At 45.8% G+C, this 22467-nt stretch carries 20 protein-coding genes and 1 tRNA gene; 7 read left to right on the top strand and 14 right to left on the bottom strand.

Annotation, left to right across the window (positions count from 1 at the left end; genetic code table 11):
* Window positions 1–20: 20 nt before the first annotated feature.
* Window positions 21–797: a murein L,D-transpeptidase catalytic domain family protein gene (locus tag G395_RS28410; protein WP_051349929.1), complete on the top strand. Its 777-nt coding sequence runs from the start codon at window positions 21–23 to the stop codon at window positions 795–797.
* On the opposite strand, the gene G395_RS0102650 is transcribed toward G395_RS28410, so the two are convergent.
* From G395_RS0102650 to hflX, 3 genes are all read right to left on the bottom strand, one after another.
* Entirely contained in the window at window positions 755–1951 is a 1197-nt protein-coding gene (locus G395_RS0102650) for a L,D-transpeptidase family protein (protein WP_026628651.1), read from the bottom strand. The genes G395_RS28410 and G395_RS0102650 overlap by 43 nt on opposite strands.
* A 208-nt stretch (window positions 1952–2159) precedes the next feature.
* A tRNA-Arg gene (locus tag G395_RS0102645) sits at window positions 2160–2231 on the bottom strand.
* 46 nt (window positions 2232–2277) lie between these two features.
* Window positions 2278–3513 carry a GTPase HflX gene (hflX, locus tag G395_RS0102640; RefSeq protein WP_026628650.1) on the bottom strand — a complete coding sequence of 412 codons (1236 nt, stop codon included), beginning with the start codon at window positions 3511–3513 and terminating at the stop codon, window positions 2278–2280.
* 347 nt (window positions 3514–3860) lie between these two features.
* On the opposite strand from hflX, the gene G395_RS0102635 reads away from it, so the two are divergent.
* Window positions 3861–5246: an MATE family efflux transporter gene (locus G395_RS0102635; protein WP_026628649.1), complete on the top strand. Its 1386-nt coding sequence runs from the start codon at window positions 3861–3863 to the stop codon at window positions 5244–5246.
* A 95-nt stretch (window positions 5247–5341) separates the two neighbouring features.
* Complete coding sequence (locus G395_RS0102630) at window positions 5342–6733, top strand: MBL fold metallo-hydrolase (RefSeq protein WP_026628648.1); 1392 nt, start codon at window positions 5342–5344, stop codon at window positions 6731–6733.
* A gap of 26 nt (window positions 6734–6759) precedes the next feature.
* Here the strand turns inward: G395_RS0102630 and G395_RS0102625 are convergent, their stop codons facing one another.
* From G395_RS0102625 to G395_RS28405, 9 genes are all read right to left on the bottom strand, one after another.
* Window positions 6760–7503, bottom strand: a complete 744-nt coding sequence (locus tag G395_RS0102625; protein WP_026628647.1) for a class I SAM-dependent methyltransferase — start codon at window positions 7501–7503, stop codon at window positions 6760–6762.
* A gap of 88 nt (window positions 7504–7591) precedes the next feature.
* The gene (locus tag G395_RS0102620; RefSeq protein WP_026628646.1) at window positions 7592–9028 is read right to left on the bottom strand and encodes a hypothetical protein; all 1437 of its coding nucleotides are present in this window, start codon (window positions 9026–9028) and stop codon (window positions 7592–7594) included.
* A gap of 16 nt (window positions 9029–9044) precedes the next feature.
* Entirely contained in the window at window positions 9045–9386 is a 342-nt protein-coding gene (locus G395_RS0102615; protein ID WP_026628645.1) for a heavy-metal-associated domain-containing protein, read from the bottom strand.
* Window positions 9387–9406: 20 nt separating this feature from the next.
* A complete protein-coding gene (locus G395_RS0102610; protein WP_026628644.1) occupies window positions 9407–9643 on the bottom strand; it encodes a heavy metal-binding domain-containing protein in 237 nt (78 codons plus the stop codon).
* A 29-nt stretch (window positions 9644–9672) separates the two neighbouring features.
* The gene (locus tag G395_RS0102605) at window positions 9673–10242 is read right to left on the bottom strand and encodes a helix-turn-helix domain-containing protein (RefSeq protein ID WP_026628643.1); all 570 of its coding nucleotides are present in this window, start codon (window positions 10240–10242) and stop codon (window positions 9673–9675) included.
* 11 nt (window positions 10243–10253) lie between these two features.
* Complete coding sequence (locus G395_RS0102600) at window positions 10254–12479, bottom strand: TonB-dependent receptor (RefSeq protein WP_026628642.1); 2226 nt, start codon at window positions 12477–12479, stop codon at window positions 10254–10256.
* A gap of 87 nt (window positions 12480–12566) precedes the next feature.
* Complete coding sequence (locus tag G395_RS0102595; protein WP_026628641.1) at window positions 12567–13031, bottom strand: HYC_CC_PP family protein; 465 nt, start codon at window positions 13029–13031, stop codon at window positions 12567–12569.
* Window positions 13032–13052: 21 nt separating this feature from the next.
* Window positions 13053–13262 (bottom strand): heavy-metal-associated domain-containing protein, encoded by a 210-nt coding sequence (locus G395_RS0102590; protein WP_026628640.1) that lies wholly within the window; start codon window positions 13260–13262, stop codon window positions 13053–13055.
* A gap of 86 nt (window positions 13263–13348) precedes the next feature.
* Window positions 13349–14068, bottom strand: coding sequence for a hypothetical protein (locus G395_RS28405; protein WP_051349928.1), 720 nt, complete (start codon window positions 14066–14068; stop codon window positions 13349–13351).
* Between the two features lie 682 nt (window positions 14069–14750).
* On the opposite strand from G395_RS28405, the gene G395_RS0102575 reads away from it, so the two are divergent.
* Entirely contained in the window at window positions 14751–15851 is a 1101-nt protein-coding gene (locus tag G395_RS0102575) for a lactonase family protein (RefSeq protein ID WP_026628638.1), read from the top strand.
* Here the strand turns inward: G395_RS0102575 and G395_RS0102570 are convergent.
* Window positions 15846–17249 carry a TlpA family protein disulfide reductase gene (locus G395_RS0102570; protein ID WP_026628637.1) on the bottom strand — a complete coding sequence of 468 codons (1404 nt, stop codon included), beginning with the start codon at window positions 17247–17249 and terminating at the stop codon, window positions 15846–15848. The two genes, G395_RS0102575 and G395_RS0102570, sit on opposite strands and share 6 nt — an antisense overlap.
* 107 nt (window positions 17250–17356) lie before the next feature.
* On the opposite strand from G395_RS0102570, the gene G395_RS0102565 reads away from it, so the two are divergent.
* The gene (locus G395_RS0102565; RefSeq protein WP_026628636.1) at window positions 17357–18130 is read left to right on the top strand and encodes a YdcF family protein; all 774 of its coding nucleotides are present in this window, start codon (window positions 17357–17359) and stop codon (window positions 18128–18130) included.
* 13 nt (window positions 18131–18143) lie between these two features.
* On the opposite strand, the gene pfkA is transcribed toward G395_RS0102565, so the two are convergent.
* Complete coding sequence (pfkA, locus tag G395_RS0102560; RefSeq protein ID WP_026628635.1) at window positions 18144–19118, bottom strand: 6-phosphofructokinase; 975 nt, start codon at window positions 19116–19118, stop codon at window positions 18144–18146.
* A gap of 216 nt (window positions 19119–19334) precedes the next feature.
* On the opposite strand from pfkA, the gene G395_RS0102555 reads away from it, so the two are divergent.
* Both G395_RS0102555 and G395_RS0102550 read left to right on the top strand, forming a co-directional pair.
* Complete coding sequence (locus G395_RS0102555; RefSeq protein ID WP_026628634.1) at window positions 19335–21842, top strand: YfhO family protein; 2508 nt, start codon at window positions 19335–19337, stop codon at window positions 21840–21842.
* A 2-nt stretch (window positions 21843–21844) separates the two neighbouring features.
* On the top strand, window positions 21845–22372 hold the full coding sequence (locus G395_RS0102550) for a DinB family protein (protein WP_026628633.1): 528 nt from the start codon (window positions 21845–21847) through the stop codon (window positions 22370–22372).
* The last annotated feature ends 95 nt before the right edge of the window (window positions 22373–22467 follow it).

The following is a 22467-nucleotide window of genomic DNA, read 5'->3' as shown; positions in this document are numbered from 1 at the left end:
TTTCAATAAAACGATTAGAAATGACAAAAGCTCAGGCAGTATTAGTAGCAGTAATGATTGCGCTTAGTGTTTCCTTCGGGTTTCAGAAATTTGATACACTTAACGATTCCACCACTTCCGATTCTATAAAAATTAAGCCAGATTCCCTTGCCAAGCCGCAATGGGCAACTCTTTATGATTCGCTCGGCTTGAAAAAACAAGGTCTTTCAGAAGCGGCATTTTACTATGCTTGGTATGGTTTTCAGAAAATGAATTTGGCTAATCCGATCCTTGCGATTGCCGATTTTAGCCAGTCTTCGCGTAACAAAAGGCTTTACGTGATTGATCTGATTAAGAGAAAAGTGTTGCTCAATACATACGTTGCGCACGGGAGGAATTCCGGTGACGAGTTTGCAAAACGTTTTTCAAATGATAATTCATCATATCAATCCAGCTTGGGTTTTTATAAAACATTAGGCACTTACACAGGTAAGCATGGTCTTTCGCTAAGGCTGGAAGGGGTTGAAAAAGGAATTAACGACCGCGCTTTGGAAAGGGCGATCGTTATGCACGGAGCAGATTATGTGAGTGAGTCTTTTATCAAAAACACAGGTCGCTTGGGCCGCAGCCTCGGATGTCCCGCTGTATCCATTCTGGATTCTAAAAAACTGATCAGCATGCTTTGCAATGGTGCAGGATTATTTATCTACTCTGCTGACCAGCAATATGTTAAGGCTTCGCCTCTATTATCAGGCCTGAAATTGGATAAGCTGGATCACACTTTTGGCAATCCTCTTTTATACACATCTTCAAAGTAAAGCAGATCCCCTTTTTCATTGCAATCGGCACCCAGATAAAGCAAGAATACAGGAATTCTTGCTTTTAATTTGTGCCATTTCGGCGGGGTCGACACCGTGTCCGGCTCGGTCATGAAATCGTTGTCAAGCAGCTTGGTGCCAGCCATATAGTTGGCCAGATCGGTGGGTTGCTGCACGCGCACACAGCCATGGCTTCTCCATCTCGAATTACTTTTGAACAAATATCTTGCGTTGGTGTCGTGCAGATAAATCGCTAATGGATTTTTAATCTCTACTTTCAGCAAACCGAGCGAATTGTCTTCACCAGTCTCCTGACGAAAGCGATAGGGGAATTTTTCGGCTGTAAGTTCTTCCCAATTAATCTCTTCCGGATTTACAGCCTGCCCTTTATTATCAATTATTTCAATTCGATTTCGGGACAAGTATTCCGGATCACTTGCCGCTTTCGGGAACATTTCCTTGATAGCAATGCTTTTCGGCACATTCCAGTATGGGTGTGTCACGATGCTCGTTGCATATGTGTCCATCGTAGGTGTCGGCGTGTCGCTTTTACCTACCACCGTACGCATACGCAGCACATTCTGTCCGGCTGAATCCATGGCGGCAAGATATGCACCGCGAATATTCACCATAACGAACCGTGGAGCGCCTTGGGACTGCCGCTTGATCCAGCGATAAGCATTCAACGTCTCAGCAACGATGGCCGCGCTGTCTTGCTTGTTTTCTTTTAATAGCCTGGCGTAGTGTATTTTAAGATTATTATAAACAGGATAAACCGGCTCCAATCCTTTCATCACTTTGTCCACCGACTCGCCCTTCACAAGCGCTTCCGCAGCTTCGCGAAGGAGTAATGTGTCTGCCTTAACTTTCTTTTCTGTATAGCGCAAGTTGGGTTTATGCCCAAATCCGGCTTCTTCCAGCAAGGCAAAAACGGGCGCTTGTTCACCGGTTGCAGCGAATTTTTCAACATTGATCCCGGCACTTTTGCCGAATTCCAGCAGTTTTTCGTAATGTTTTTTGCCGCTTAACTCCTTTTCCAGCTGCTCCCGGGACATTTCCTTGGGATTCTTCTTGCAAGATTGCAGGATGGCAAGCGTAAATAAAATCAATAGAGGGATATAACGGGTGCGGCCCAAGCCAGAGAGCATTTGCATTGTGTTGTAATTTAGTTAAAGGCTTCTATGCAATTGCCATGCTAAGAATCTACCGAGCCAAGAACTATAAAAAGTCCTACGATTTGCAGATTTAAGTGATGTTTCTCTATGCAGGATAACATTGCAGACTCGAACCCTGGGGAATTTTAGTAACAACAAGCGGTGACTTATCGGGCGTAAAAAAGGTCAGGCATTAGCCTGACCTCAGTGACCGCGACGGGAATCGAACCCATATCTAGAGTTTAGGAAACTCCTATTCTATCCGTTGAACTACGCAGTCGAATTGGGGTGCAAAACTGGCAAAAAATCATTTGAATTACAAATGATTATTCCTCCGCTTCTACTGCTGTGTATCCCAAATCGAGCCAGTTCGGATAAATAGAGAAGTGTTTTTCCTTCACCATGGAAAATAATGTGTTTCTCAACTCGTCAATATTTTCCTTCTTTTCAGCCGAAATAAACACAACATGATCGGCCTTATCGGCGATATAGCTCTTTTTCAACTGTTCCAGAACACTTTCTGTCTGCTCAATTTCCTGGCCCTCGTCATTGTCCGCGTTGAATGTCGGGTTGTAAAGGTCAATTTTATTGAAAACAAGAATAGTGGGCTTGTTGGCAGCGCCAATATCTTCCAATGTCTTGTTTACCACATCCAAATGTTCCTCGAATGAAGCGTGCGAAATATCTACCACGTGCAGCAAAATATCCGCTTCCCTTACCTCGTCCAACGTCGATTTAAATGATTCAATGAGCAGCGTAGGCAATTTGCGTATGAAACCAACTGTGTCCGTCAACAAAAACGGAATGTTCTCCATATTCACCTTTCTCACCGTGGAATCAACGGTTGCAAACAGCTTATTTTCAGCAAAAACATCTGCTTTTGAGAGCCCGCGCATCAATGTTGATTTTCCAACATTGGTATAGCCCACAATGGCAACGCGCACCAGCCGGTCTCTTTCCTTCCGGCGCGTAGTGCTCTGACGATCAACCTTTTCAAGTTTTTCTTTCAGGAACGCGATCCGGTCTTTCACCAGACGTCTATCCGTTTCCAATTCCGTTTCACCAGGCCCGCGCATACCCACACCGACACCAGACTGGCGGCTTAAGTGAGTCCACATGCGTGTCAATCGCGGATACATATATTGATACTGGGCCAGCTCAACCTGTAACTTTGATTGCGCAGTTTGTGCCCGCATCGCAAAAATATCCAGGATCAGTAAACTCCTGTCAATCACTTTAATGTCTTTGAAAACAGCTTCCAGATTTCGCACCTGCGATGGCGTAAGGTCATCATCATAAAGGATCATGTCCACAGGATTCGCAGTCACATAAATCAGAATTTCTTCCAATTTTCCTTTCCCGGTGTAGGTGCGGATATCGGCTCTTTCCAGGTTTTGTGTAAATGTCTTAACCGTTTCCACGCCCAATGTTGTCGCCAGAAAAGCAAGCTCGTCCAGGTATTCCTTTGTCTTTTCAGCCGGTTGTTTTTGTGTACTAACAGCCACAAGCACAGCAGTTTCAGGCTTTTCGGCTGTTGAGTATAACTTCTTTTTATCAATCATGAAGAGTTGTTTAATGGTATTTCCTTTCCTGCCCGATGCTTCAATTTTTATACCAAAATTTGCAGGAAAGAGTAGAATGGCAACGGTTTGGCGAAAGCAAAAGTTCACCCCGCCCAAGCCGTGAAATTACACTTACATCTGAATTAATCCAGTATTTTGTTTGAATAATAGAAAAGCACTTTTGTATATTTGCCCAAATTCTGCGAAATATGTTGGTGATCATCCTCGGTTTACAATAACCACAAGCCTTTTTCTGGTCCGTCTGCGGACATTCTCCCACCGGACTGCTCTCCGTGACTTTCGCTAGTCACTTTCAATTCTTATTTTATTTTAATCTTATTTCATCCATGAAAAAGTGGTTTCAACTGCTTCGTCAGGCTATTCGTGGCTCCGAAGAAAGTTTTACCGAAGGAAGCATCAACCGTGCTATATTTCTACTATCCGTCCCAATGATCCTTGAAATGGTCATGGAGTCGCTTTTCGCCGTTGTTGACATTTTTTTCGTTTCAAAAGTAAGTACAGAAGCCGTGGCGGTTGTGGGGCTTACTGAATCTGTGATTACGTTGGTTTATTCTGTGGCCATTGGTTTGAGTACGGCTGCAACGGCCACCATTGCACGTCGGGTTGGCGAAGGCAATACGAATGGCGCCAGGCATGCGGTGGGGCAGGTTATCGTGATTTCTCTAGCCATTTCGGCAGTTACTGCAACGGTCGGAACATGGTTTGCGAGTGATATTCTGCGCATCATGGGTGCCGATGCAAAGGTGATTGAGCTTGGGACAGATTTTGCAAGAATTCAGTTTCTAAGCAGCCCCGTCGTCATTTTGCTTTATTCCCTGAGCGGAGCATTGCGCGGCGCCGGTGCCGCGGCAACTGCCATGCGGTCACTAATTGTTGCCAACTGCTTTAACATGATTCTGGGGCCGGTGCTGATATTCGGACTTGGGCCATTTCCCGAATTGGGCGTAACAGGCGCGGCCCTCGCCACGGCATTAGGGCGGTCGATAGGCGTTGGTTATCAGTTATTTTCATTGACAAAAGCACAAAAATCGCTAGGCTTGCTATGGGCGGATCTGCGTCCTGATCCTAAAACCATCGCGACGATTGTAAAAGTCGCAACGGGCGGCACCGTCCAGTTTCTGATTGGTTCCGCGAGCTGGATTTTCCTGACGCGTATCCTGTCCGAATTCGGCAGCGACGTGGTGGCCGGTTACACCATTGCCATTCGCGTAATTATGTTCACATTATTGCCTGCCTGGGGGCTCGCTAATGCTGCTGCGACGCTTGTGGGGCAGAATTTGGGAGCCGGCAAGCCGGATAGGGCAGAGAAATCGGTCTGGAAGTGTGCGTCTTATAACTTTATCTTCCTGCTGGGCCTGGCCATTTTAATGTTCATTGGGGCGGACCAACTTATTGGCTTGTTTAGTCCTAATCCACAGGTCATTGCCACCGGCAAAATGGCATTGCGCGTGCTATGCCTGGGTTATGCTGCCTATGCTTATGGAATGGTCGTTATCCAGTCGCTCAACGGGGCAGGGGATACCAAAACGCCAACTGTCCTGAACCTGATCTGTTTTTGGGCGATTGAAATTCCGGTTGCGTATGTGCTTGCCGTTATGATGAATTTCGGCCCGATCGGCGTTTTTGCCTCAGTTCCATTTGCGGAATCCATTCTCGCATTGCTGGGGATCTGGCGGTTCAGGCTGGGTAAATGGAAGTTGGTTAAAGTCTGAAATACTGAGCGGGGATGGTGCATTCGATCCCCGCTCAGAAACGAAAACACCTGCCTTTTGGTTAACTTCGTATCAATTAACTGAAATTATCCTTCATGAAAATAGAACAGATATATACCGGATGCCTGGCTCAGGGCGCTTATTTTATTGTTTCAAATGGCGAAGCGGCGGTTATCGATCCTTTGCGCGAAGTAGCGCCTTACATTCAAAAGGCCAATAAAATCGGTGCGAAAATCAAGTATGTATTTGAGACCCATTTTCACGCTGATTTCGTTTCGGGACATCTGGACCTGGCTGAAAAGACGGGAGCGGAAATTGTTTACGGGCCGAATGCAAATCCTGCATTTAAGGCGCATATTGCTGTTGATAATGAGGATTTTAAAATAGGTGATATTACTATCAAAGCATTGCATACGCCGGGTCACACGCTGGAATCGACGAGTTATCTGCTGTTCGATGAAAATCAAAAGCCAACGGCGCTTTTCAGTGGCGACACATTGTTTATTGGTGATGTAGGACGTCCGGATCTTGCGCAAAAAGGTGACCTGACTATGGAGGACCTTGCGGGAATGCTGTTTGAAAGTCTGCGAACCAAGATCATGACCTTGCCTGACGGCATCATCGTTTATCCCGCACATGGAGCAGGCTCCGCGTGTGGAAAGAATATGAGTAAGGAAACTTCCGACACGTTGGGCAACCAAAAGCGGTTCAATTATGCATTAAGGGCAGATATGACCAAAGAGGAGTTCATCGCAGAAGTGACCGCAGGTTTGCCCGAACCTCCGAAATATTTCCCTGAGAATGTAAAAATGAATCGGGACGGCTACGAAAGCATTGACGACGTGCTCGAACGTGGTGATCAGGCTTTATCTGCAGAAGTATTTGAGGCTGAGGCTAATAACACGGGCGCGCTTATACTGGACACGCGGAAACCGGAGGATTTCTCCAAAGGATTTATTCCAAATTCCATCAACATTGGTATTCAGGGTGGTTTTGCTCCGTGGGTAGGCGCATTAATTCCGGATTTGAAACAAAATTTATTGATCGTAACCGAGCCGGGAATGGAAGAGGAAGTGGTAACACGCCTGGCAAGGGTTGGTTATGATCATACCATTGGATTTTTGAATGGTGGTTTTGAAGCCTGGGTTCAGGCTGGAAAAGAAGTTGATTCTGTTGAAAATGTTTCTGCTGATGCTTTTGAAAAGGTCTATAATGAAGAAAGTCCAGAAGTGATCGATGTGCGAAAGCCAGCTGAATTCGAAGCCGGGCACATTGACGGAGCCAAAAATCTGCCGTTAGACTACATTAACGACCTCATGGCTGAATTTCCCAAAAACAAAACGCTTTACATACATTGCGCAGGAGGTTACCGCTCTATGATAGCCGCCTCCATCCTAAAATCACGCGGCATCGATCACGTCATCAACATCGAAGGAGGCTTCGGCGCAGTCGAGAAGACAGACGTGCCCGTTTTGCAAGGGGTTTAAGTTTGATGCAAAAATTGCCACCTCCCTCAAAGCTTCCTGGCGACCAGATAGAGCTGTTCGTCGCCTAGTGTGAAAGGATCGGCTTCCAGGTTTCCGAATGTTCCTACGACTTGTAAACCGGCAGTTTCGAACATGTAGGTGATTTCTGACAGGGTGAAAATGTGTTGACGGACTGTGTGCGTTACTTTTTCAGAACCAGATATAAATGTTTGCTCGGCTGCAATGTAACCCTCTTCCGGGCGATAGTCGTTTTCGGCCAGATAAATAATGTCTTCTTTCACAGGCATCCAGTTGCGCGTCTGGAAGTTGGGCAGAATGCTTTCTGCGAGGTTTTCAGTGTGGATGGCAATGTGGCCGCCGGATATTACGGCATTTGCCATTTTTGAAATGAATTGCTGCATTTCAGCCCTTGGGAAGAAACTGAAACTGTTTCCAATACAATAAGCCGCATCAAAAGCATTTGCCTCAATATCACATTTCAGCACATCGTCACAAATCACCGTCAAAGGCAGCTTTTGCTTTTTGGCCACAGCCTTCAATTCATCGCAATATTCACTGGAAATATCAACGCAAGTCATTGCGCAGCCTTCCTCTGCCAAGGGAACAGCATGACGTCCGTAACCGGCCAGCATATCCAGAACCTTGCTCCCTTTCGCTATTTCAAGTACATCCCGTAAAAAATCGACCTCATAGTCGGTGTATTCTTCATCCTGATGCAGTTTCCAGGCGCGTTGCGGGAGTCCTTTGAAATAATTGTGATACCAAGCCACGGGAGCGTTCTTTAATTTTGAAGCGCAAAACTACGAAAAGCTGCCAGGATGACTGACAGCTTTTCCAAAATATAGATGATGCAGCACATTACATGCGCATGAGACCAGGCGTTATGCGCAGGTAAACCTGTCCTGACAGCGGCGTGTTGCCATAAACAGATTTCAGTATATTGTCAATGGAGTAAACCCCCATTTGAGCGCCGGCTTGTAAAATGGTGTTCTGGAAGGAAGCGATCTGGCGGTTGAGTCCAAGTGAAAACATGGAAACCGGAAATTTGTCTTTCTCAATGCGGTCATACCATACAATCCCCAGTTCATTACTGTTCTTCTCAACCCGCTCATAACGACCATATATCGCCCATTTATCCAATTGTAGATTTGATTCCAGTAAAATAGCGTGCTCCTTATGGTGGCCGCCTGCCTCATTCAATCCCCAAACAGCGGAAGTAGAAATCCACCTGTTTTTACCACTTAAATTAGCCGAATGCTGCACAGAAGCCGTTGTCCGGTCCACGTTTTCACCGCCGTGCAGTGGTTCAGGATTTTTGATAAGACCCCTGCTCACTTGCAATGCCCAGTTTACGGAAGGATTGAACATTAACCGGTAACTGTACGAATCAAAACGTGGCTTATCGAAGTCAAACCGGTTCTCATTCGGCTCACGACCGGTGAAGGACGAGCCTTCCAGCTTAAATTTCCAGAGCCGGACTCCTGCCGTTACAACTCCAAATGTAATGTGCGTTGCATCCTGCCAGTGATGTCCCAAAACAGCATCAGGATTGTTGAAAGCCGACATTCTGTGCATAAATGCGGTTGGCCCCAATGCTGGTTCGCCCGGATAGCCCGCGTAAAGCGTAAGGTCAATGTTTTCGTTCAGCCTTTGTGTGTAAGCAACGGACAGTTCGGAAATAAGGTCGTGCGGATGTTGCTTGTCGATCAGCGGCTCGCCTTTCCAGGTCTCACCGGACTGGAATAAAAGCGGATAACCGGCACCTCCGTCAAACAACCTGTCCAGTGACACCATCGCGCGGATATTTAGCAGGCCATTCTTGCCAACCTGCCGTTGCGCCATGCCCATGAACCAGTTTGGCACGCTGACCTTCGATTTTGACCCTTTCAGGCCATCATTATTGAAATTCTGAGCCGTGTAGCGGAGGAAGATACTTCCATGCAACATGTAATTCCACTTATCCGAGTGCTTCATATAAGCATACATGGGCGTAGCATCGGGTTGCCAGCCTGTTCCCGAGCCATTCCGCGTCATAGGAAGACTGAGCGAAAAACTGTGCGTCATATGCCCGGAGTCATGCCGCATATCGCCATGATTCATTTTGCTGTGATCCATCTTACTGTGATCCGCAGTGTCGTGCTTCATGGTTTTGTGATCCATGCCTTTCATATCATGCCCGGCATGCTGCGCTGAATCTTTTTTCGGCTCCTGATGATGCTCGTGCTGCGCCAGCACAGGGAAGGCGGCACCCATTATGCAGGCTATTGCCAGCATTTTCAGTTTGTTATTGCTCATGACGAAGTGGTTTTGATTAATGTGGAGCAGCTGTTTTCCGGCAGCAGCTTGGCAGTTTATCGTGTGCTTTTTGGTTTGCAACCTGCGTATCGGCGTCGTAACCCGTGTTGATAATGGTTGCTTTAATGGCTTCCGGGGTAGTTTTATTCGGGTTGTATTTCACCGTAACCACTTTGTCTTTCAGGTCGAGATTGGATTCTTTTACACCTTTGGAAAGACCCAGATTGCGTTCGATGCGTTCTTTGCACATTTCACAAATCGCAGAAGTCTTGATCTTGATCTGCTTGTCGCCGTCGGCCTGAGCCAGCGTTATATTGGCAAAAAGTGCTATTAATAGGGATAGAATGGTAGTTTTCATGACTTTGAATGTTTTAGTAATCAATGATTGTGTTCAGTAGAATCTGTTTCTGCCATCGCTACTTCTTGCAAGCCCATTTTGCAAACCGGGCATTTTCCAGCTTCTGCGTAGGTTTTTTCTCCCTCGCATTGCATCGGGCATGCGTATTTTTTCTCAGCTGTGGCCGTTGCCTCCGTTTCTGCTTTTCCGGCCTTGTCGTTGTTTCCTCCGCAAGCTGCAAGAAGGAACAATAGCGAGACAAAAAGGATATTTTTCATGATCATTGAAGGTTTATTTAATGTTTGTTCTAATGTCCTACTTTGTCCAGCGTGATTCTCCCCAAAGTGCTTTTCTTGAACGCTCCGGGCGTCATCCCTGTCACCTTTTTGAACTGATTACTCAGATGCGCCGGGCTGCTATATGATAATCGCCACGCCATTTCACTCAATGTCAGCTCATTATAGGAAAGCCATTCTTTCACTTTTTCTGTTTTCTGGGCAATAATGTATTGTTCAATGGTCTGCCCGGTTTCGGAGGAAAAAAGGCTGCTCAGATAAGAATATTCGTAACCGATTTTTTCAGACAAATAATCCGAAAAATTCTGCTGCTCAGGTTTATGGCCTTTTAAAAATTGCACTTCCTCAATGATCAAGGTTTTGATGTGCTCCACAATGGCCAGCCGGCGGTCGTCGAGTAATTCAAAGCCGCTGGCTTCTAATGTGGATTTTACCTTAGTAAGCAGTTGATTATCAATGTCCGTGGAGGTTTCAACTTCGCCCAGTTCAACGGATTGCAATGCAATGCCCAGATTTTCCAGATCTTCCCGGACTACCCGCTTGCAACGATCACAAACCATGTTTTTTATATGCAGTTTCATAACGCGCTCAATTATCTCACTATTTTATAACGTATTCCTGCATAAATCATTCGTCCTACCACAGGCCCCCAGGCCATTCCGGCGTCAAAATTCTGTCCGAAGGGGTCATTAGCGCCCATAATCGGGTCTTTCTGACGAAAATTGGCCAGGTTTTCTCCGCCCAGATAAATGTCCCATTTGGGAAATGTACGCGTAATCTGCGCATTGAAGTTGTAAAATGACGGCGACATTGTCGATGTCAGATTGTCGGGAACGTGGTGCTCGTCAACGTGGCCCATGTACGGGATCCGCCGTTTTCCATTCCATTGCAAGGTTGCATCAAACTTCCATTTGTCATAAGGCAGCGCATACCCCGCATTGAAAAGCACCCGGTCGCGGCTTACCATCATTCTCGGTAGCAACACATTTTCGTCGTATACATTCCGAATGGTTTGTTTTACATCAAAAAGCCGGTAAGCAAGCTTGAATTCCAGGCGTTTAATGGGTGTCAAGTTCGCCTCTGCCTGGAAACTATTGGCATAAGCATCGCCTTCCAGATTATAAAACCGGATGTAACGCGGATCTTCCATATCGGCTACGAGCTGGTTTTCAAAGTTTGTTCTGTAAAAATCCATGATGAAATTCCAGCTCATATTACCCAGCTTAAATTCCTGCGTAACACTCGCGCCATAATTCCAGGAAACTTCGGGACGAATGCTCTCACGGAATTGCACAGTGCGCGAGCTCACCAGGTTACCGTAATATTCTGCCAGCGGATTAGCAACTCTGAACCCTTTTCCTGCCGAGGCCCGAAGCGTGGTCTGGTCCGTCAGATTGTATTTCAAATGCAGGCGCGGCGTCCATTGCGTTCCGTAAAGGTTATGGAAATCGACGCGGCCGCCCGCAACGAGGACAAACTTATCCAGATTATTGTAAGTATACTCGAAAAATGCCCCTGGAACCGATTCGTTTCTGGCTAGTCGGATGTCCCTGTAAAGCTCGTTGTAGTTGTCCAGCAGATAACTCAGACCGGTTTTATAAGAATGATTGGTGTTACCAATGATCGATTGATAAATCAGATTTCCGTACAGCGTTTTTTGTGTTCCGTCATAATTATTCATTCCAAAAAATGACTTGGAATCATGCAGAGAGGCATTCATAATGAAACCCAATCCTTTGTAAGGCTTATCAGGAAACAACCGGGCGATTTTAGAAAAGAACTCGTAGCGGTTCACTTTGGCACCAAAACCGTAAATATTACCGGAGCCTTTCATCTCTTTTTCAAAACCATTCTGGCCACCCAAACGATCTTCATGCAAAGCTTTTACACCGAACTGCGCCATCACTTTTTCGCTCTGATATTTCCAGCGGTTTACCACATTATATTGTGTATAAAGCGGCATATCCAGGAATCCGTCCTTATTATTATCCACCCGGTTGCGCAATGTGCTGGCGTGCGTCAGCAGTCCCGTGCTCCACTTTTCGTTTAGTTGTGTTGCCAGGTTCAGGTTCACTTCCGCGCGACCAAAGTTATTGAGATAAGTGTTTAAATAAAGCTTTTCGCGGCTGTCCGGTTTCTGCATTTCAACATTGATCTGGCCCGTCATGGATTCATAACCATTCACAACAGAACCCGCACCTTTACCCACATCAATCGACTGAATCCATGTTCCCGGCACAAAATTGAGCCCGAAAGTGGAAGCCAGCCCACGGATAGAAGGAATGTTTTCGATGTTGGTCTGAATGTAAGTCCCATTCAATCCCAGCATTTGAATTTGCTTGGAGCCGGTTACGGCGTCGGCATAGGAAACAGAAACCGAAGCATTGGTTTCAAAACTTTCGGACAAGTTACAGCAAGCCGCTTTGGCCAGCGCACGGGTTGTAATGATCTCGGTTTGGTGCGGCGAAAGCCTGTCGATCGTTGACGTGTTGCCACGAACCACAACCTCATTCAAGGTCTGGTCGCTTTGCAAAACCACCTGTAAATCGTTTTCAGCGCCTATTTTAACCGTATCATTCCTGAATCCCACGAAGCTGATCACCAGTAAGTTGGACTGCGCCGATCGTGGAATATTGAAATGGCCAATGGTGTCCGTGGCCGTGGCCTGGGTTGTTCCGGACCAGTAAACATTTGCTCCCGTAATGGGTTTGAGCGCTTTGCTGCCGGGCACCTGCTCATTGACTGAGCCGGTTATACGTTGCGCGGATAGCGCGGAAGAAAGAAGAAAGAAGAATCCTCCCGTCAGATATTTAAGCATGGTTCATTTAATTCATTGAAACAAAAGAAAAGCGGTGCGGTCCTTCGCGAGGCGAAGTTTGACACGTAAACTATCGAAATCAATGTATCAAATCAGCAGGGACTGGATTGCATAGCGCATACTTTTCCCATGCAACCGGGAGGAGAAAGATATATCAGGACTGGGTGGCGCATTGACGCCTGTTTCCTGTTCAATGATGGATAAAAAGCCGGTTGGTACTAGAAATAACGGCTCTGCGTTCCAGGATTTTAGCAATTTCGCCAGTTCGTGAGTTGTGGAAGTGGTGACTTGCAGCTTTTCGAACTTCTGGCTTTCCTTACAGCAATCGGTTTTTTTGAAAAATATTCCTTTTGCTTCTTTTAATTTTTTGCTTTTGGCGCAGCAGGAAGAGCCGGCCATACTCTCGGAAGAATCCGTTTTGAGCTCCTTCACAACCTGCACCGACTTGCCCCGGACCAAGCACTGATGCTCGATAAAGGCAAATCCCGTACTGCTCATCAGGACCAGGAAGGCCATGAAAACAGTGATCGATCGGTGTAAGTTGCTTTTCATATAACTCAAAGATATTAATTATCAGGCTATTTCTTCTGCATTATAACCCGCCTTTTTCATAAGTTCGGCGATTTCCTGGGGCGTTTTGCTGGTTTCAACCTTCAAAATCCGCTCCGGGCTTTGCAAATCCACATTCCAGTTTTCAACCGCATTATCCTCATTCAAAAAAGGCGTTACCGTCGCCACGCAAGCCCCACATTTTATATTAGTCTTAAATTTCAGCGTTTCCATGATCATTCAATTCAATGTTTTCAAATTTTGTCCTGCAAATATCGCCCCAACCCGCCCTGAAGTTGTTACAGAATTACAAAAATGAATTACAGAGTTTTTGGTTTTGCGAAAATGGCCTGTCGTTTAAGCCACAATTTGATTTTTTTGAAAAAGTCCACTTTCCTGGGTTTGGGTTGCCCGTCATGAGTCAATTGATTGGCAAAATTAAATAAAAGCCGTTTTGCGTAAACCTTCTCCGCTACGTTGCCATGCATCAGCTCACAGGCAAAACTTTCGATGTGGGCATTCAATATGCCATTGATAGAAACGGTGTAGTAGCGACTTCTCTCCGCCCGAGGCTTATTTCTGTTTATTTCAGCGGAGCCGTTCTCAGCAAAATAATCAATGTGAAAAATAGGGTTGGGATCACTTCTTAACCACTTTGTCGCCCGTCGTTCGTTGCGCCAGGGATGTTCGTTTTTGGCAAGTTGTTTAATTAAAAATTCCCTGTTCCAAAGCGTAATCTGATGCAACATCAGGTAATCCGACAATGTCTTGTCGACCCTAGCCACATTCAGGTTTTGAATATAATGGCCGGTCGCTTCGGTATGGTAAATTTTTGCGCTGTGAAGTTTAACCTGTTTCCAGTCCTTACTCGGTGCAAGCTCGAATAACTCGTTAAAAAATGCTTTATCGACCTTTTTGTCCAGCCACATATCTTCCTGGAAATAAAGGATATAACCCTCTTCTATCTCAGTCGTCAGCAAGTAGGCCAATCTGTCTGACCAAGCTCCTGCTCCGGACTTAATGTTCTGAAATCCGCACATGTTGCAGTTAAAATCTCAGTTGCGAAATAATAATTGCATTCAATGTCAAAGTCCCAATATTTTGAAAAGAAATATTCAAAACCTTTATAGAGAAACTGATATCTATCACAAGCATGGACTAATACGGCAACTTTTTTGGCGCAACGAGGCATAAGTCGGGATTAAATGACCGATGCGTTCGCAGAAGTTAGGTTTGTGAAGAAGGTGAAATAGGATTTGGATTGGCCAATCCAATGTTCCTTAGGCAAGGATGAATGATTAAAAGGCAACCGGAAACAATCCCGGAGGGATGAAATATCGGTAGCCACAAATACGCCGGATTATTTTAAATCCCGGAGGGATAAAATATTGGTAGCAACGAAATGCGCCGGATAATTTTAATCCCGGAGGGATGTAACATCATGGATCTTGTTGCATCCCTCCGGGATTTCACGTTGTTCGCGATTGTCTTTTGCTACCGATATTTCATCCCTCCGGGATTCTCCCTTTGGCCTTTGTATACGAGCCTTGTCCCATTGGGTACCGCGAAGTCGAAGCTGGATAGGATTACTTCGCCATCGGTGATCGTGTCCATATGCTGCGTTTTTTGTGAAGCGGCCTGTTTTTATATTATTCAAAATAACATTAAAAATGCCTTTTACGCTGCTTTCCCTTTCAAGTTGCCTTTACAAAATCAAAAATTATGAAAAAGCTATTCACAGTCTTTGCCTTGTTGCTGGCCGGTTTGGTAAGCATATCATTCCAGGATAAAACTGTTGCATTCTACATTGGAACAGCTGACAGGGGTGCGAATTCTTCTGTTTCCCTTTGCGAGCTGAATATGTCCACAGGGCAAGTAACATTGATTGATACATTCAATAACTGCGTTGGTCCGGGATATGTGGCGATTTCACCGAATAAGAAAAATCTTTACGCCGTCGGAGGCGATAAAATTGTTGCGTTTGCAATAGGAGGAGATAAAAAACTGACTTACCTGAACAGCGAGTCATCGGCCGGCGCCGGACCTTGCCATGTTTCTGTGCATCCTTCCGGTAAGGCCGCATATGTATCCAATTATGGAGGCGGAAGCTTTTCCGCTTATAATTTGCAGCCTGATGGCAAGGTCTCGGCGGCAGTTCTTAAAGAACAATATTCAGGAACAGGCCCAAACGAAAAGCGCCAGGATAAAGCACACGCGCATTTCGCAACCGCGTCGCCGGACGGGAAATATGTGTATGTGACGGACCTGGGATCAGATAAAGTCATGAATTACGTGGCCGATAGCAAAGGAGCGTTAAAACCCAATCCGGCGCAGCCATTTTTCTCATGCAAACCAGGTGCCGGCCCGCGGCATTTAGTCATTCATCCTACGGGAAAATCACTTTTCCTGCTAAACGAGCTGGAAGCAACGCTTACTTCATGCACAATTGATAAAAATGGGGTGGTTAAGGCCATTAACACTTACCCGACGATCCCGGCCGATTATTCAGGGCCGACCAACACAAGCTCGGCGATTCATTTGCACCCGAATGGCAAGTTCGTTTATGTGTCCAATCGTGGGCATAACTCCATTAGTGCGTTCAAAATCGGGGCTAACGGTGCGTTGGAAATGGTGGATCAACAGACGAAGTCAATCGCTATTCCGCGCGATTTTAACATTGATCCGAGCGGCAAGTTTATGATCGTTGCTAATCAATCGACTGATAATCTGGTAATTTACGATGTCGATGCTGCTACCGGGAAATTCAGTTTCCGGCAGGAGAGCATTGGCGTGAAGGCGCCTATTTGCGTGGCTTTCTTATAACTTTCGCGCCAGTTTGTTCTGGTAATAATTCAGAAAGTCTTCCAGTTGTTCCACTGGCATTTTGCGGGCGATGATCTTTTTGTTTTTATCCAAAATATAGATCATCGGCGTTGTTACCACGTCGAATTTCTTGATGAAATCGATCTGGTTCAATGCGTCGAATCCGTTTGGAACGTCTTCAAGATGGAATGTCTTGATGAATGTCTTCCATTCCTCCATATTGTGGTCGGTGGAAACGGTCATAATCTTGATTCCTTTGGCCTTGTTCTTGTCATAAAAGGCTTTCAGTTTCGGGGTGGCCTCCTTGCAGTGCCCGCAGGTCGGCGAGTAGAAGAAAATGACGCTGTAACTGGCATCCAGGTCTTGAACGCTGATCTTTTTGCCTGCCGGATCAGTCAATGTCAGTGCTGGGAAAGTTTTATCGACCAGCAGATCTTTCAATGTATTCACCTTTTCGGCAATGCGTTTTTTGACATCCTCGGAAGTGCCCATTTCGCCGGACAAATAATATTTCTGCGCCATATGCACCCAAACGGCCTCTGTACCAACCGTTTTGGGGTTTTCGTACTGGTTGGTAATGTATAAAACAACCTGAGACTTTACATCCTTATTTGCTGATGCCTTTTTGGCCAGCATATCCGCATCCTTAATCAGCGAATCCGGTCTTTGAACAACCAGATTTTTAATGTAACGATCCAGTTTTGGTTCCAGGAAAGGCGTGTTGATGATCCGGGCGTCGGAGAAGTCGAAATTGTCCCAGTAATGTGCTTTGTAATAATTAAAAACCCAGATCGAGTCCGGTTTGCCGCTGGCCAGTTTCGGCGCAGCAGGAATTTCCGGATCGGCAGACATTTTAAGCAATTTCACTGTAAATGCTTCTGCGTTGTCCGCCAGCATTTTTAAACGATATGCATTAAAGCTGTCTTGTAAAGCCCTGATCTTGGTTCCCGCATCTGCGCTGCCGCTTTTCTTCAACGCTTCAATTTCCAGCGCGCCAGCCTTTAATTTCTTTTGATAAGTATAAAAAAACTCGTTTTCTGCTGAGCCAGTCACCTTCATATTGCCTATGGCGTCAACTGTATCCGTTTCGATCGAGAAATTGGGCTCCTTTCCGGAATACACCAGTTCAACCCAGCTGCGGTTGCCGGGGAAAAGGATAACGTATAAGCCTCCCGGAAGATCTGTTTTTCCTTCAAAAACTACTTTTCCCGTCGCATCAGCCTTCGCTGTGTCTTTTGGGACAAACGTGGTGTTGTTCCGGCTGTAATGCCCGATTACCAGTGACGAATCCGCAAGTCCTTTAATGGTTGCCTGAATGCGATAGCCTTGTGAAAAAGCCGTTTGGGAAGCTGCAAAAAGCACCAGGATAAGAAGTAAAGTGCGGTTGTATTTTTTCATCAAGGTAAAAGTTGTTAGCTTATGAATGTTATATTTGGCTGGATCAAACTTTGCGCAGGTCACAAAATTAACTTCAAAACGATAACTTCTATCAGCATCTTATCCAAATGTTTTATTTTCTGTCCAAAGCAATAGATTTTGTTGCAATGCCGCTGAGCATTGTGTTCTTTTTGCTGCTTTACAGCTTGTTTACCAGCCGACGCAAGGCAACAAAAACGGCCGCTATATCGGCTTTTGTGGTGCTGTATCTCATCTCAAATACTTTTCTGGTCAATGCTGCGCTGAACTGGTGGGAACCGAGGCAGGTTAACTTGCGCGATATCAATGAAGTCTATGATGTAGGGGTTTTACTTTCGGGCGGTTTGATGGATTCCAATCACCCGGATGAGGACCATCCCGTTCTGGGAAAGCGGGGCGACCGGGTTTTGCAGACCTTTCTGCTTTATAAGGCAGGTAAAATCAAAAAGATCCTGATCACCGGAACAAGCTCGGATCAGCGGATATTCTTAGGAAAAGGGGAAACCAGGCTTGCTGCCAGATTAATGGTGAAATGGGGTGTGCCGGCCGAAGACATTATATTTGAAGAAAAGGCCCGAAACACGCGCGAGAATGCGAAGTTTTCAGCTGCGATTTTAAAACAAAAATTTCCTTCCGGTAAATATGTGCTGATCACCTCAGCATTCCATATGCGCCGGTCGGCCGGATGTTTTAATAAAGTAGGCATTCAGGCTGCCACTTTTCCGGCCGACTTCTATGGTGTGTATTATCAATTGAGGTTGCAGGACTTCCTGATCCCTGATCCCGGCGCGATCGCCGCTTTCAGCATGCTTTGGCATGAATGGATAGGAAATGTTGTTTACAAATTGGTGGGTTACACCTGATCTGCCATCTCAATTACACACTCAATATTTTTACCATTCTCAACAAATCTTCATTAATAGGCTTAGGAAGACGAATTGTATCTTCAAAAGGCGTGTAAACCAGGTCGTTATTGATAATCCCTGCCATTACATTCTTTTGTCCGCCAATCAAACCTTCCAGAGCGCCAAGGCCCAGACGGCTTGCCAAAATACGGTCATAAGCAGATGGAGGACCTCCGCGTTGCGTGTGGCCCAATGTGGTTACGCGAATATCCGCATTCTCATCCACCTGGCCTTTGATCTTTTCTGCCACTTCCTGTGCGCTTCCTTCGTCGTCACCTTCCGCAACAATAATGATCGAAGAAGATTTGGAACGGCTCCAACCTTGTTTCAAAGTTTCGACCACTTCCGAGATCGGCGTAAGGACTTCCGGCACCATTACCAGTTCCGCACCGCCTGCAATTCCGGACTGCACGGCAATGTAACCCGAGTCACGGCCCATTACTTCAATAAAAAATATCCGGTCGTGCGAGCTGGCCGTGTCGCGGATCCTGTCGATCGCGTCCAACGCCGTGTTTACAGCCGTATCGAATCCAATCGTATAATCGGTTCCGTACAGGTCATTGTCGATCGTTCCCGGTGCGCCCACGGTTGGAATGCCGTATTCGTTTCCAAAAATCATCGCACCTGTGAATGTTCCGTTTCCGCCGATCGCAACCAGTCCTTCGATGCCAGCTGCCTGAAGGTTATCATATGCAGTTTTCCGTCCTTCCGGCGTCATGAACTCCTTGCTTCTCGCCGATTTGAGGATCGTTCCTCCTCTTTGTACTATATTGCTAACCGAGTGGGACTCCATTTTATAGAGATCACCGGCAATCATTCCGCTATATCCTCGTCTTATTCCATAAACTTCGATCCCATGGTAGCAGGCTCCGCGCACCACCGCCCTAATGCAGGCGTTCATACCCGGGGCATCTCCTCCTGAGGTAAATACTCCAATTCTTTTCATTTAATTTCGGGTTACTTCTTTCGTTCTCTGTTCAGCTCCTTTAAAATCTTAAAGGCACAATTTCCGCAAATTTATCCGGTATTTTCTTAAAATATACGACCTGATTCCGAATTCTGTTAAAAAAATGCCGGATGAAGATTCGAATTTTACACCTCAAACATATATCATTACTTATATATTTGCGGCTGTTAATAGAAATTTAATATGCATTAACGAATGAAAAATTTGATTTCATGGCAGCGCTCCTGGCCGCATCTCATCGCGGTCGTTGGATTTATGATTCTTTCCATCGCGTACAATTCTCCTGTTTTACAGGGTAAAAAACTCACTGCGCAGGATGATGTTCAGGCCAAAGGTGCTGCACGGGAAGTTTTGGATTATCAAAAACAAACCGGCGTATGGTCTGGCTGGACCAATGGAATGTTTTCGGGCATGCCCGCTTACCTCGTTGCCGCCGATTATCCCACTAGCATTTCCACCAAACTCGGGCAGGCAATTAACAGGCTTTTACCCGCGCCAGCCAATTATTTTCTCATTGGAATGGTGAGTGCATATATTCTTTTTCTGGTGCTGGGGGCCGGAAGCTGGCTGGCCGCGATTGGCGGGGTCGCTTTTGCTTTTTCTGCATTTAATGTCATTAATCTCGAAGCCGGGCACGTCTCACAGGTGATCGCGATCATGTACGCGCCGGGTGTTCTGGCGGGTGTGATCCTGGCTTTTAGGAAAAACTGGCTGGCCGGAGCCGCATTAACAGGCCTCTTTCTATCCTTAGAACTTTACGCCAACCACGTCCAGATCACCTATTATCTTGGGATCGGGATCATTATATTGGTCATTATAGAGAGTGTTTCCTATATCAAAAAGGGTTTAATGAAAGACCTGACATTGATTTTGGCTGGTCTCGCCTTCGCAGGTGTTGTAGCCATAGGCACGCACACGACGCGACTTTGGAATGCATTTGATTATACCAAAGAAACTATACGCGGAAAATCCGAGCTCACATCAAGAGTTACTGCTCCCGGTGCGGCGGCAACTGCGGACGCCAATGGTTCGGGTCTGGACAAAACTTATGCTTTTACTTACAGTTACGGCTTCGGAGAATTGCTGACATTGGTAATTCCAAATGCTTACGGAGGCACATCCTATGGTCCGCTTACAAACAATTCAGAATCTTATAAGACATTGGTTGCCCGGGGTATAGATCCGGCATCAGCATTAAGTGTAATCCAGCAACTGCCACTTTACTGGGGCGAGCAGCCGATCATGGGCGGGCCTAATTATGTGGGGATCATTGTCTTTTTCCTTTTCGTTTTAGGTCTGTTTATTGTCAAAAATCCGATCAAATATTGGGCGGGCGGGGTTATTCTGCTTTACATTATATGGGCTTTGGGAAAGAGTTTTGCCGGGATCAATTACTTGTTTTTTGACTATTTCCCGATGTTCAACAAGTTCAGGGCTATGACAATGGTCGTGTCGCTAGCCCAGCTTTTAATGGTGTTGGTAGGTGTGCTCGCATTGATTGAGATCGCTCAAAAACGTGTTGAATGGAAAGAATTTCAGAAATCATTCCTCATTACATTGGGCATTACCGGGGGCATAACACTCATTCTGGCCCTTATGCCAGGCGTCTTTTTCAACTTTCAGGCAGCAGGTGATCCGCAATATCTTCAACAGTATCTGATGCCTCAGATGCGGGATCAGGCGTTTGCACAGCAATTTATGAACTCCATTGTTCAGGACCGCGCCAGTTTGATGAAAAACGATGCTATCAGGAGCCTGATATTTCTTTTACTAGCAGCGGGACTCGTTTGGTTCGCCATGAAGGACAAGGTGAAACCAGTTCTGTTCTACGGAACATTGCTGATCCTTGTGATTTTCGACCTTTTTGGCATAGATAAAAGATATCTGAATGACGAAGATTTTGTGAGCAGCTATGCCGCTCAGGCTGTAACAACGCCATCCCCAGCTGACGAGCAAATTTTACGTGATCCGGATCCAAATTACCGTGTTTATGATCTCTCATCGCGGCAAGGACCAACCAACAGCGCGGACGCCTCGTATTTCCATAAATCACTGGGTGGTTATCACGGCGCAAAATTGCGTCGCTATCAAGAATTGTTTGAGCGGCAACTCGCTACGCAAAAGCCTAATGCCAACATTATTAATATGTTGAACACCAAGTACATCCTTTTCCCGGATCAGCAGGGCAATAAGGTGGCCCAAACTAACCCCGATGCTCTTGGCCATGCGTGGTTTGTGAAAAGTTATAAGGTGGTTCCTAATGCCGATGCAGAAATGGCCGCATTGGATTCATTAAAACCAAAAGAAGAAGCAGTTCTTGACCAGAAATTCGCATCTAAACTTAATGGGTTGACATTGCAGCGTGATTCCACGGATAAGATCACACTGACCAGCTACAAGCCCAATGAACTGACCTACGAAAGCAACTCAAAAGCAGAAGGTTTAGCTGTATTTTCAGAGATATATTACAATGTCCGTGACGAATGGAAGGTTACTATCGATGACAAACCGGCTGATATGCTGCGTGCAAATTATATTCTGCGGGCACTAAGGGTTCCTGCCGGAAAGCATACGATCAAATTCAGTTTCGAGCCCGTTTCTGTTGCCGTTGGAAGTAAAATTGATTTGATTAGCTCGATATTATTGGTCGCATTGATCGTCGGGGCCATTTTTGTACAAACCAAAAAAGAGAAAAACGCATAGCCATGACAGACCGCAAATATCCCATAGGGCCATTTGTCCTGAAAGAAAATTACGCAACAGAAGACGTCGCGCAGTTTTTGCAAATCATTGCTACCAGCGCGTCTGAATATAAGAAGCTGGTAGAAGGCCTTACAGACGATGATCTGGCTAAAACCTACCGGGAAGGCAGCTGGAACATTCGCCAGCTCATCCACCATGTTGCCGACATTGCCATCCTGCATTACTTCCGGATGAAAAAGGCCGTTACTGAGCCTGACTGCGATGCGCCTACGCTGATAAACATGGATGCCTGGGCAGTAACTTCAGATTCGCTTCAAATGCCCATTGCCGATTCGCTTAACATACTAGATGGCACAAACGAGCGCTATATATTTTTTGCCGCCGGCCTGGATGAGGAAGCTTTGTCGAGGGCTTATTTCCATAGTGTAAGGCAAATATGGATTAATCAAAAAGCGGCGCTAGCTATGTCGGTTTGGCATTTACAGCATCATTTGGCACATATTAAGCTGGCTTTAGGACAAGATTTGTAAGCGCAAAAAGAGTTTTCGTTGTAAGTTTTCATTGAATAGAAATAAAAATTCAGCATCTTTAAAACCTCAACGGGGATGAATTTTAAAGACCTCTG

The sequence above is a fragment of the Dyadobacter alkalitolerans DSM 23607 genome (assembly GCF_000428845.1).
Classification (GTDB): domain Bacteria; phylum Bacteroidota; class Bacteroidia; order Cytophagales; family Spirosomataceae; genus Dyadobacter; species Dyadobacter alkalitolerans.
The sequence above is the reverse complement of the archived record's forward strand: the minus strand, read 5'-3'. Positions and strand labels throughout refer to the sequence as shown.